Here is a 12,283-nt window from a genome sequence, read left to right as displayed (position 1 = left end):
CTCACAGCGGCTGCGCTCCTTCGCTGAGGATGTCGAGGTACCGGCTGTAGGCGAACACGCGATGGCGCTGTTGGCCGGTCACTTCGTTGACGATGTCGAGTTCCTGCAGCGCACGCACCGCTGCGCGGATGGTGGGCGGGCTGAGCGGGAGTTCCGGGGCCACGCGGGGCACGGTCAGCACCACGCGGCGGGCGAACTGGTCGAACACCAGGCCGATGTTGCCGGCACGCTTTCCCAGCGCTGCGATGCGGGCGCGATCGCTTGCCAGCAGCGCGAGCAGGCGCTGCGCGGTATCGACCGCCTGCTGCGCGGTTTCGGCCACGCCGTCGAGGAAGAAGCCCAGCCAGCCTTCCCAATCGCCGTGCACGCGCACGCCATTGAGCCGGTGGTAGTAGTCGGCGCGGTGGTGCTTGAAGTACAGGCTGAGGTACAGGCTGGGATCACGCAGCACGCCTTCATTGCAAAGGATCAGCGCGATGAGCAGTCGGCCAAGGCGGCCGTTGCCATCACCGAAGGGATGGATGGTTTCGAACTGCACGTGCGCCAGCGCGGCCTTCACCAGCGGCGGCACGCGGCCCGGCGGCTCGTGCAGGAAGCGCTCGAGGGCGGCCAGCGCATCCGGCAGCGCTTCCGGCGGCGGCGGTACGAAGTGGGCCAGTGCCGGCGAGGGGCCACCGACCCACACCTGCCCCTTGCGGAACTCGCCCGGGTGCTTGGTCGCACCACGGCCGCCGCGCAGCAGCAGGGCATGCATCTCGCGGATCAGACGGAGCGAGAGCGGGAAGTCGTCCTCGCGGAGGCGGCGCAGGCCGTGCTTGAGCGCGGCCACGTAGTTGGAGACTTCCTCCACGTCGTCGATGGGCACTCCCGGTGCAGCGTCGGCCTCGAACAGCAGCAGGTCGGACAGCGACGACTGGGTGCCCTCGATCTGCGAGGACAGCAACGCTTCCTTGCGCACGTACTGGTACAGGAACAATTCCGGGTCCGGCAGGATCAGGGTGATGCCGTCCAGGCGCCCGAGCGCCTGGTCGGCGCGTTCCTTGCGCGCCACCAGATCCATTGCCGCGAAGTCCAGCGGCGGGTCCGGAGGCAGCGGATCGGGAATAAAGGCCTGGTAGCGGCTGCCTGCCAGCGATCCGGCGACGTAGTGGCCTGTGGTCCTCTTGGCCATGTGGCTTTCCTTGCACGCGCCCGTGATGGGCTCAAGGAAAATTAGATAACACTTATTTTCTTAGCTGGCCAGATGTGTTCAAACAAGGAAAGTTTTCAGCCACGCGGTGAGCGGATTGTCCGCGTCGGCCAGGAGCTTCACCGTCAGTGCCAGCGACATCGCGACCAGCAGCGGACGAATCAGGCGGCTCCCGACGGTCAGCGCCAGGTGCGCGCCGAGCCGGGCGCCGGCGATGCTGGCCACGGCCATCACCAGGCCGAGCAGCCACAGCACCTGGCCGCCGATCATCAGGGTGATCAGCGCGGCGATGTTGCTGGCGAGGTTGAGGCACTTGGTGTGCGCGGTGGCCGAGACCAGGCCCATGCCGAACAGCGCCACCAGCGTGGTGGTCATGAACGAGCCGGCACCCGGCCCGAAGAAGCCGTCGTAGAAGCCGAGCCCGACCATCACCACCACCAGCGCGCCTTCGCCCAGCCGCGCATGGGTTTCGGTCTCGCTGGCCTTGGGCCCGAACAGGAAGTAGCCGGCCATCGCGATCAGCAGCAGCGGCACCAGCCCGGCCAGGAACGACGGGTCGACCGCCTGCACCGCCAGCGCGCCACCGACCGAGCCGACGAAGGCGCCACCGGCCGGCCAGGCGATGCGGCGGAAATCGATCCAGCCGCGGCGCGCGAACGCATACACCGCGCTGCTGGTGCCGAAGCTCGACTGCAGCTTGTTGGTGGCCAGCGCCTGCACCGGCGGCACGCCCGCGGCCATCAGCGCGGGGATGGTGATCAGGCCACCGCCGCCGGCCATCGCGTCGATGGTGCCGGCGACGAAGGCCGCCAGCGCCAGCAGCGCCAGTATGTCGAGTCCGAATTCCATGGGGTCCGCTGTGTGGTGGTGCCGGTGACGCGGTCGCGCGGTCACCTGCGGATATGACAGGGGCCGGACAAGCCGGCCCCGTGCGTTGCGGCGATGGTGGCCGGGGTTACCAGACCACCTCGGCCATCGAGCAGTTCAGGCCCGAGCCGATGCCGAGAAGCGCGACCCGGTCGCCCTTCTTCAGGCGGCCGTCCTCGCGCAGCTTCGACAGCACGATCGGCACCGACGCCGGGCCGATGTTGCCGTGCTCGCCGAAGATGGTCATGACCTTCTTCGGGTCGATGTTGAAGGCCTTGATGAAGGCGGCGGTGTGGGCCTTGCTGACCTGGTGGATCACGAACTCGTCGAGCTCCTCGACCACCCAGCCCAGTTTCGCCTTGGCGGCGATGAAGGTCTTCTGCGCCAGCTTGATGCCCTCGATCAGCAGCATCCGGGTGTCGGTGACCATGCGATCGAGGTTGCCGCGGCACAGGGTGTTCCACTCGGTGGCCGCGCGGGTCACGCCGCCCTTGTAGCGCGGTGCGCCCGGGGCGAGCTCGGCGCGTGCGAGCACCATCGCGGCGGCACCGCAGCCCAGCGTCAGCGTGGCGAGTTCGTTGCGGAAGTCCTCCTCGGTGGCCTCCGGGCGCAGCAGGCGCTCGATGGTCTTCTCGTAGGCGAGGTTGGCGGTTTCGCCGTCGACGACCAGCGCGTAGTCGATCTCGCCGCGCTCGATCATGCGGCTGGCGACATCCATGCCATTGAGGAAGGCCAGGCAGGCGTTGGCGAGGTCGAAGTTCTGGCAGGTGTCGGACATGCCGAGGTTGCCGCTGACGATCGACGCGGTGGACGGCTCGAGGTAGTCGCGGCTGACCGAGGTGTTGACCAGCAGGCCGATCTTGGCGGGGTCGATGCCGGCGTCCGCCAGTGCCTTGACCGCCGCCAGCGTGGCCGCGTCGGAGGCCTGCACGTCGTCATCCCACAGCCGCCGTGCGTGGATGCCGGCGATGTCCTGCAGCACGTCGGTCTTGATGTTGAGGCGGTCGAGCGTGGGCTTCAGGCGTGCGTTGATTTCGTCCGACGACAGTCGCCGCGGGGCGTCGATATGGGCCAGACCGGCAATGGCGACGTGTTGGAACAGCATGGACGTGGCACCGCGACAAAAAAGGTGACATAGGGTACCGGCTTCCGTTCCCCGACGCATTTTGAATGGGGTTTCAAGCTGAATCCCGGCCGTGCGATTGCACGCGTCAGCGCGTCTCCGCTGTCACCCCGGCCCCTCGCTCCGCGCCCCCCGCCTTCGCGTCGCCGCTCGGGCGTTCGCCGGCACCCGAGCCGGTGTCTCGCAAGCGTACCGGCTCACCCCGCGGGTGGGAGGCGGGTTCCGAAGCGGCAGGCGGCTCAGCCGCCGCAGCGCCAGGCGGCGAAGCGCTGGCTGCCGGCCGTCGGCGGTGCCAGCGGGTGCACGGTGTCCGCGCCCATGCCGGGGGCCTCGTTGCGGGCGAGGGTTTCCAGCTCCTCGCGCACGCGCAGCTGGTTGCGCTCGATGAAGGCCACGTTGTGCTTCACCGAGACCTCGACCTCGCCGCGCTTTTCGCAGCCCGACGGCGCGGTGGCGGCGACCCGCACCGCGCTGGCGCCGGGCGCCATATGCACCCAGGTGCAGCCGGACGTGGCAAGGAACAGGACCGCAAGGATCGGGGCGCGCATGGGACAACTCCGGAAAAGGCGTGATGAGCGGGGATTCTGACATCGGCGGTGCGCGGGGATGCGTTGCCGGGCGGCGATGACCGCTGCCGGTGACCATCCCGGGTCGCACGGATGCCCTGCCTGCCCTCATCCGGCCCTTCGGGCCACCTTCTCCCGCAGGCGGGAGAAGGGTGCCAGTTCAGGCGGTTACGGTGATCGGGCCAAGCGTGCCTCCGAGCCTCGCCGCGGGAGAAGAGTGCTGTCTGCCGGCAGCGGTTATCTGCCCGTCACCGGGTTGCCGTCGGCATCCACCACCGACACCTCGCCCAGCTCCAGCGCGCGCACCGGGGCCTCGATCTTCGACAGGTCGCCGACGATCACCCAGGTCAGCCGCTCGGGATCGATCGTCGCCGCGGACTCGCGCACCTGCGCCGGGGTCAGCGCCTCGATCTCGGCGCGCCGCTGCTCGACGTAATCGTCCGGGCGGCCGTAGCGCACCATCGCGGCGATCTCCGACAGCACGCTGCTGGCGGTCTCGTAGGAACCCGGCAGGCCGCGGATCTCGGTGGCCTGGATCTTGGCGACCTCGTCGTCGGTGGCCGGGGTTTCGCCGCTGGCGTATTCGCTGATCTCGCGGCGGAGCTCCGCCAACGCATCGGCGGTGCGGTCGATCTGCACCGGCGCCAGCGCGATCCACGGCCGCGGGCCGACCGCGCCGACGGTGGTGGTGAACGCGCCGTACGACCAGTGCTTGTCCTCGCGCAGGTTCATGTTGAGCCGCGAGGTGAAGGTGCCGCCGAGCACCGAGTTGGCGATGCCGAAACGGGTGGCGCCGTCGTCCTTGCTCGACGGCACCAGCTGGCCGACGAAGATGTTGGCCTGCACCGCACCGGGCTGGTCGATCAGGAACACGCGCGGGCTGGCCGGGCGCGCCACCGCGTCGACCGCCGGCAGCTCCGGCGCCGGGCCGGTGCCGCGCCAGTCGCCGAAATGACGTTCCAGCGCGGGCACGATCTCGGCCAGCGTGGTGTCGCCCACGACCACCAGCGTCGCATTGTCCGGACGTACCCAGTCGCGATGGAAGGCGACGAGGTCGTCACGGCTCAACGCGGCGACGGATGCCTCGGTGCCGCTGCCACTGAGCGGGATCGCATACGGATGGCCTTCGCCGTACAGCAGCGGCGGCAGCACGCGCAACGCGGCGCCGTTCGGGCGTGCCTTCTCCTGGCGGATGCCGGCGATCCAGGTCGCCTTGACGCGGTCGATCTCGGACTGGTCGAAGCGCGGTGCGCGGATCATCTGCGCATACAGCGCCAGCGACGGATCGAGGTTCTCCTTCAGCGACGACAGGTAGGCGTTGCCGCCGTCCAGGCTCGCCCCCGACGACAGCACCGCGCCCAGTGCCTCTGCCCGCTCGGCGAATTCCAGCGCGCGCAGCTCGCCGGCGCCCTCGTCGAGCATGCCCATGGTGAAACCGGAGGTGCCGAGCTTGCGGCCCTGGTCGGCGGCATAGCCGCCCGGGAACTCGTAGCTCATCTGCACCACCGGGATGTCGCTGCGACGGGCGAGGATCACCTGGGTGCCGTTGCCCAGTCGCGCGCGCTCCAGTGCCGGGAACGCGAGTTCCGGGAAGCTCTCCGGCACCGGCACGCCCTGGCTGCGATCGACCTGCGGCTGCGCATGCGTGAACTTCGCGTCCACCGCCGGCAGCTCGAACGGGGCCGGCGTCACCGCCGGCTCTTCGGGAATCTCGCGACGCTCGCCGGGCACCACCGTCAGCACGTGGTCGCCCGCGGCCAGCCAGGTGCGGCCCACTGCGGCCACCTGCTCCGGGGTGGTCGCGGCGATGGTGTCGAGCGAGCGGCGGAAGCAGCCCGGGTCCTGCTCGTACACGGTGCATTCGGCCAGCGCATCGGCCTTGCCGCCGAAGCCGCCGATGCGCTCGATGCCGCGGATGAAGCCGGCGCGTACCGCGGTCTTGGCGCGCTCGACCTCGCCGGCATCGGGGCCCTCGGCGATCAGTCGCATGAGCTCCTCGTCGATCGCGGCCTCCACCTGCGCCGCCTCCACGCCGTCGCGCACGTTGGCCATGATCATGAAGCGCGAACCGAGCTGGCCGCCCCAGGCCATCGCGCTGATGCTGTCGACCAGGCGGTCCGTGTGCAGCAGGCGGCGATCGAGCCGCGAGGTACGCGCACCGCCCAGCACATGGGCGAGCACCTGCAGCCGCTCGAGATCCTCGGATCCGGTCTCGGCCACGTTCCACACCCGGTAGATACGCGTCTGCGGCACCTTGTCCTCGAGCGTGTCGCGGGTGGTGGCGGTGCGGCGTGCGACGTCGACCGCCGGCTGCGCCATCGTCGGCCCGGCCGGGATATGGCCGAAGTAGCGCGCCACCTTGTCCTTCGCGGTGGCCACGTCGATGTCGCCGGCCAGCACCAGCACGGCGTTGTTCGGGCCGTACCAGGCGCGGAACCACTGCTGCACGTCCGCGAGCGTGGCGGCATCGAGATCGTTCATCGAGCCGATCACGCTGTGGTGGTACGGGTGGCCCTTCGGATACAGCGACTTGCCCAGCACCTCCCAGACCTGGCCGTAGGGCTGGTTCTGGCCCTGGCGCTTCTCGTTCTGCACCACCCCGCGCTGCTCGTCGAGCGCGGCCTGGTCCACCGCGCCGAGCAGATGGCCCATGCGGTCGGACTCCATCCACAGCGCCATGTCGAGCGCGGTGGTCGGCACGTTCTGGAAGTAGTTGGTGCGGTCGTTGTTGGTGGTGCCGTTCATGTCGGTGGCGCCGACCAGTTCGAACGGGGCGAAGAACTCGCCGTCGTGGTGTTCGGTCTTCTGGAACATCAGGTGTTCGAACAGGTGCGCGAAGCCGGTGCGCCCGGCCGGCTCGTCCTTGGAGCCGACGTGGTACCAGAGGTTCACCGCGACGATCGGCGCCTTGCGATCGGTGTGCACCACTACGCGCAGGCCATTGGGCAGGGTGAACTGTTCGTAGGCGATGTCGACGGCGGCCTGCGGCGCCCGCGGCGGCGACTCGGCCCAGGCCAGCGGGGCGGCGACGCCGAGTGCGGCGGCAAGCGCGATGGCGAGGATGGCGCCGCGGCGCGGCAGGGTCTGGGGCGTCGACATGGACTCTTCCTTGTTGGGTCGGGCACGCATGGTAAGCCGCGGCCGCCGGCCGACGCTGTATGGGCGCAGCGCGATTCGTTGCGTCGTGCAGCGCCGCCGAGCCGCCGCGCACGGCCGGGCGATGTCATTGCCACGTCATGGCCTGCCGCGAGCATGGGCGATCACCTCGCGGGTGACTCCAGCCCCGCATGCCAACGACCCAGAAGGATCCCTCGATGCACAACAACAAGCCGCTGCGCAGCCTGCTTGCAGGCGCGCTCCTGGCCGCCCTCGCCATGCCCCAGTTCGCGCTGGCCGACGATGCCTCCGCGCCACGGGCGAAGAACGTCATCCTCTTCGTCGCCGACGCCGCCGGCGTTTCCGCCCTGCATGGCGCCAGCGTGCACGGCTACGGCGAGCCGCTGAAGCTCCATATCCAGGGCTGGCCGCACCTCGGCCTCAGCGAAACCTCGCCGGTGGACAAGTGGGTGTCGGATTCCGCCAACGGCATGTCGTCAGTGGTGACCGGCGTCAAGACCCGCAACGGCGTCATCAGCCAGGGCCCGGATGCGGTGCGCGGCCAGCGCGACGGTACTCCGACCCGGACCATCCTCGAGCATGCCGAGGCGCGCGGCCTGCGCACCGGCGTGGTCAGCTCGCAGTCGATCGCCGATGCGACCCCCGCCGCCACCTATGCGCATTCCAACGACCGCAAAAAGTGGGCGGAGATCTTCACCCAGGTGTTCGCGCCGCGCTACGGTGATGGCGTGGACGTGATGATCGGTGCCGGGCGCGCGAAGATCGGCGAGCAGCTGGCCGAGGTCGGCACCGGTTTCGACACGCTCGGCGCGACGCATGGACGTCCGGTGCGTGCATCGCTGGCGGAGGCCATGCAGGCCGGCGACGTCCGCCCGCTGGTGGTCGCCGACAGCATCGACGTGCGCCAGGCGACGCTGACCGCGCTCGACATCCTGCAGGACGCACCCGAAGGCTACCTGCTGGTGGTGGAGTGGGACGCGCACACCGACGACGTGCGCAAGGGCCTGCAGAACCTGGTCGACTTCGACCGCCTGATTGCCGAGGTCGAGCAGCGCGTCGATCTCGACGACACCCTGCTGCTGTTCACCGCCGACCATTCGTTCGGCCTGCAGATCGACGGCGGCGAGCGTGGCCAGCCACTGCTGGAAGGCTTCGATGCATGGAAGCAGGCGCAGGCGGATGCGGAACCCGGTGCCGATGAGGACCTGGTGCGGCTGCCCAACGTGCTGGTCAACCGCACCCACACCGCCGAGGAAGTGGTGACGCTGGCCACCGGCGCCGGCGCCCATCGCGTGCGCGGTTACTTCCCGAACACGCACCTGTTCCGGGTCATGCTCGACGCCTGGGGCTGGAACGCGGAATAACCGACACAGGAAGGCCGGCCCGCATCGCTGCAGGCCGGCCTCGTGGTCTGCCCGCGGTCAGAAGTTCATCCGCACGCCGATCATGAAGCGCTTGCCGAAGCGCTCGTACTCGGTGGTGCGCTGGCGGTTGCCCTGGTAGCGGATGCCGGGCTCGTTGAGCAGGTTGTTGGCGTCGAGGTACATCTCGACGTTGTCGTTGAAGGCATAGCGCATCGAGAAGTCGAGGCGGCCGACATCATCCCAGTACGCATCGCCCATGACGTCGCCGTCGCCGATGCCGTCGATCCACTCGGTGCGGTACTGCCAGCTCAGCCGTGCCGACAGTCCGTGCGCCTCGTAGTAGAGCGAGGTGTTGTAGATCAGATCGGAAGCGCCCGGCAGGGACACCTTGCGGCCGTCCGGCGTGGTCGCCTCGCTGTCGTTGAAGGTCACGTTGGCGGTGACGCCGAAGTCGCCGACCCACAGCGGCAGGTCCAGGCGGTCGGCGAGCGGCGAGAAGCCCTGCGAGTACGCCAGCTCCAGGCCGCGGATGTGGCCATCGCCACCGTTGGCGAGGGTGAAGTAGGTGTACTGCGAGCGGTCGAAGCCGGGCACGTCGAGGTCGTCGTTGCCGAAGCGCGGCAGCTCGACGTCGAACAGCACGTCGCGCAGCTTCTTGTAGTACACGCCGGCGGAGAAGAAACCCTGTGGCCGCATGTACCACTCGAAGTAGGCATCCAGCCCCATCGACTTCTCGGTCTCCGCGTAGGGGTTGCCGCCGTCGATCTCCTGCTCGTCGTCGCTGATCGAGAAGTTGGGCCGCAGGTCGGTGTAGTCGGGGCGCGCGGCACCGGTGTTGGCGGAGAAGCGCAGCTTCATTTCGTCGTTGAGGTCCCAGTTGACGTGCACGCTGGGGAAGAAATCGACGCCGCTTTCCCTGACGGTGATCCGCCGGTAGCCGCTGTCGTCCTCGGCATTGGCGGACGACTGGTTGCGGGTGTACTCGCCACGCACGCCGGCGACGACGTTGCCCCAGTCGAAGTGGCTGGTGGCCATGCCGTAGACCGCGCCGATCCGCTCCTGCACGTTGTACCAGTTGTCCATCACCACGCCGTCGTCGAAGCCGCCGGCACCCTGCGAACGCAGGCCGTCGAGCAGCGCACGCGCGCGGTCTTCGTCGTGGTAGCGGAAGCTGTAACCCAGCGGCAGCGCTCCCTGGTAGGGCTTGTCGGAAGCGAAGTCGGCCATCGCCGGATGCGCGATGCCCATCGCCGTCAGCTGCGCCGCGGTGATCGCGTAGCGGGTCTGGTTGTTCTCCTTGGTGCGGTCGTCGTACTGCACGCCGAACTGCAGCTCGGTGGGGCGGCCGAACAGCTCGGTCTCGCGGAACAGGTCCAGGCGCGTGCTGTAGGAGTCGGTGACCGCCTTGCCGCTGTTGGTGACGACGCTGACGAAGTTGTAGTCGTGCGAATCCAGCGAGCGCTTGAGGTTGCCCTTGGAGAACGAACCGTCCGGATTGCGGATGGTGTCGTACAGCGTGACCCGGTGCAGGCTGCGGTTGCTGAAGTCGTAGTCCACGGTCGGGCGCAGGGTGCGCTCCGACGGGCTGACCCAGGTGGAGTTGAAAGACGGGCCGGACTTCTGTTCCGCCTCGGTGTAGTTCAGGCGCCAGCGGGCACGCCAGTCGCCGAGGTTCTGGTCGCCACCGAGGGTGGTGGTGAAGATGCTCTGCACGCTGTCGTTGATGTTCTGCGTGCTGTCCATCTCCACGCCGTACACGGTGCCCTGCCACGGCGTGTTGCCGGTGCGGACATCCGCATATCCCGTGCGCTGGGCCACGGCCTGCGGGCGCGTGTCGGAGGTGCGCACGGCGTTGGCATCGAAGTCGAACTCGATGGCGTTGCGCAGCTCGTGGTCGCTGAACTCGGTATGGATCGAGCTCAGGAAGAAGTGGTGATCGTCGCTGGGCCGGAACTCAAGGCGGCCGCTGACCGACTCGTTCTCGCGGGTCAGGCGGTAGAGCTTGTTCTGGTGGGCGTCGAACCACACGCGTTCGTCGCCGCCCGGCTCCTGGTCCTCGGCGGCCACTTCCGGATCCGACTCGAAGTTGTCGGTGACCATGTCGCGCGAATACTTCGAGGCCGAGACCAGCACGCCGAAGCGGTCGTCGGCGAACTTGCTGGAGAGGAAGCCGCCCCAGTTGTACTGCCTGCCGCCGCCGAGGTCGTTGTAGCCGATGCCGACGTCGGCGCCGACCTTCAGGCCTTCGTAGTCGAACGGGCTGCGGGTGATGATGTCGATGTTGCCGGCCAGCGTCTCACTGGGCATGGCCGCGGTGATCGCCTTGCGGGCGACGACCTGGCTGGCGATCGACGACGGGATGGTGTCCAGGCGCGCGGTGCGGCCGGCGGGGCTGATCACGTTGACGCCGTCGAAGGCGATGGTGGTCCAGCGCGCGGGCGCGCCGCGCAGGTTGACGTAGCGCTCCTGGCCCTGGTCGCGCTCCACCGCGATGCCCGGCAGGCGGCTGAGCGCGGCGGCGACGTTCTGGTCGGGGAAGCGGCCGATCGAGTCGGCAGCCACCACGTTGACCAGCGAGGTCGACGCACGCTGCGCCTGCAGCGCCGCGTACTCGGATTCCGCGATCGGCTGGGCGCGCACCACGACCGCATCGAGGTCGGTGGCGTCGCGGGCGGCGGAGACATCGATCCGCGCGTTGCTGGCCTGCCCCGCCACCACGTCGACGACGTGGGTCCGGTCGGGGCGACCGACGTAGCTCACCCGCAGTTCGTGGCGACCGGCCGGCACACGGTGCAGGGCGAAGCGGCCATCCGAACCGGTCACTGCGACCACGTCAAGGCCGGAGATGCGGACTTCGGCGCCGGCGAGATACCCGCCGCGGCCGGCGTCCGTGACTACGCCGTTGATCGAACCGGTATCGGCATGTGAGCCCTGCAGGCTGGCGACGGCAACGGCCGGAGTGGACGTGGTCCGGGCGTGCGCCTGGGCATGCATGGCCATGGCCAGGGCAAGGGCCGTGGCGAGAGTCGTGGTCTTGTACATCGGGCTTCCTGGGAGGGACGCACGCCGCCGGCAACGCCGGGTGTCGGGCGAACGTGGTGGTGGCGGGTCCAGGGGCGACGGAACTGCACGCCTCCCTTCCCTGGACGGCCTGACCTGGCGCGTATGGCGCACCCCTGACGGACGCGCACAGCCTGGACGGCAGAGATGGCGCCCTGTTGAACGGGAGATTCGTTTTTTGTTACGACGTCCCGGGGCCGTTGTGGATCGGCTCGCTGCAAGCCATCGCGGCCGCGCGTGGTGCATGCTGGCGGCATGAGCACCCGCACCCGCATCTGTCTCGTCACCGGCGCCAACCGCGGCATCGGCCTGGAATTCACCCGCCAGCTGCTCGCGCGCGGCGACCGCGTCGTCGCCACTGCACGCCAGCCCGGCAAGGCCACCGCGCTCAACACGCTGGCCGGCGAATACCCGGGCCGCCTGCATGTGCTGCCGCTCGACATCACCCAGCCGCGCACGCATGCCGAACTCGCCCGCGAACTGCCGCTTGCCGTCGGCGACGACGTGCGTATCGACCTGCTGATCAACAACGCCGGCGTGCTGCATTCCGGCGAACGTTTCGGCGAGCTCGGGCTCGACACCCTCGAACACAGCTTCCGCACCAATGCGGCCGGCCCGTTGCTGCTGACGCAGACGCTGGCGCCGCAGCTTGCCGACGGCGCGCGCGTGGTGAACATGTCCTCGCGCATCGGTGCGATCGCACTGACCCGGCGCTTCGGCACTCCCAGCTATGCGATCAGCAAGGCCGCGCTCAACATGGTCACGGTGCTGCTGGCGCAGGCACTTTCGCCGCACGACATCGTGGTGGTCGCGGTGAGCCCGGGCTGGGTGCGCACCGAAATGGGCGGTGCCGACGCCGAAGTCGCCACCGCAGACGCGGTTGCCGGCCTGCTGGCGCAGATCGAACGGTTGGCGATGACCGACTCCGGCAGCTTCTTCGACTGGCAGGGCGCGCCGATTCCCTGGTGACTCCGGCCACCGACGGGGTGCGACACTT

Annotated in this window: 8 protein-coding genes; 2 read left to right on the top strand and 6 right to left on the bottom strand. The window is 69.1% G+C overall.

Translation table 11 applies throughout. From position 1 onward, the window contains the following. Nucleotide 1 precedes the first annotated feature (1 nt). The 5 genes from E5843_RS00755 to E5843_RS00735 all read right to left on the bottom strand — a co-directional run bounded on the left by E5843_RS00755 (nt 2) and on the right by E5843_RS00735 (nt 6,844). Nucleotides 2–1,171 carry a Fic family protein gene (locus E5843_RS00755; RefSeq protein ID WP_141065553.1) on the bottom strand — a complete coding sequence of 390 codons (1,170 nt, stop codon included), beginning with the start codon at nt 1,169–1,171 and terminating at the stop codon, nt 2–4. Between the two features lie 78 nt (nt 1,172–1,249). Continuing rightward, nucleotides 1,250–2,038 (bottom strand): TSUP family transporter, encoded by a 789-nt coding sequence (locus E5843_RS00750; RefSeq protein WP_141065552.1) that lies wholly within the window; start codon nt 2,036–2,038, stop codon nt 1,250–1,252. Nucleotides 2,039–2,144: 106 nt separating this feature from the next. Next, nucleotides 2,145–3,161 carry a 3-oxoacyl-ACP synthase III gene (locus tag E5843_RS00745; protein ID WP_141065551.1) on the bottom strand — a complete coding sequence of 339 codons (1,017 nt, stop codon included), beginning with the start codon at nt 3,159–3,161 and terminating at the stop codon, nt 2,145–2,147. 257 nt (nt 3,162–3,418) lie between these two features. Further along, a complete protein-coding gene (locus tag E5843_RS00740; RefSeq protein WP_134675280.1) occupies nt 3,419–3,727 on the bottom strand; it encodes a DUF4156 domain-containing protein in 309 nt (102 codons plus the stop codon). Between the two features lie 255 nt (nt 3,728–3,982). Then, complete coding sequence (locus E5843_RS00735; RefSeq protein WP_141065550.1) at nt 3,983–6,844, bottom strand: M16 family metallopeptidase; 2,862 nt, start codon at nt 6,842–6,844, stop codon at nt 3,983–3,985. 188 nt (nt 6,845–7,032) lie between these two features. Between E5843_RS00735 and E5843_RS00730 the strand changes: the two genes are divergently transcribed. Continuing rightward, complete coding sequence (locus E5843_RS00730; RefSeq protein WP_136411535.1) at nt 7,033–8,226, top strand: alkaline phosphatase; 1,194 nt, start codon at nt 7,033–7,035, stop codon at nt 8,224–8,226. Nucleotides 8,227–8,283: 57 nt separating this feature from the next. On the opposite strand, the gene E5843_RS00725 is transcribed toward E5843_RS00730, so the two are convergent. After that, nucleotides 8,284–11,268, bottom strand: coding sequence for a TonB-dependent receptor (locus E5843_RS00725; RefSeq protein ID WP_166815807.1), 2,985 nt, complete (start codon nt 11,266–11,268; stop codon nt 8,284–8,286). Between the two features lie 273 nt (nt 11,269–11,541). On the opposite strand from E5843_RS00725, the gene E5843_RS00720 reads away from it, so the two are divergent. After that, the gene (locus E5843_RS00720; RefSeq protein WP_141065548.1) at nt 11,542–12,255 is read left to right on the top strand and encodes an SDR family oxidoreductase; all 714 of its coding nucleotides are present in this window, start codon (nt 11,542–11,544) and stop codon (nt 12,253–12,255) included. The last annotated feature ends 28 nt before the right edge of the window (nt 12,256–12,283 follow it).

Origin of the sequence: Luteimonas yindakuii (assembly GCF_004803715.2) — a bacterium.
Lineage (GTDB): Bacteria > Pseudomonadota > Gammaproteobacteria > Xanthomonadales > Xanthomonadaceae > Luteimonas > Luteimonas yindakuii.
This window is presented reverse-complemented; position numbering and strand designations above follow the sequence as displayed.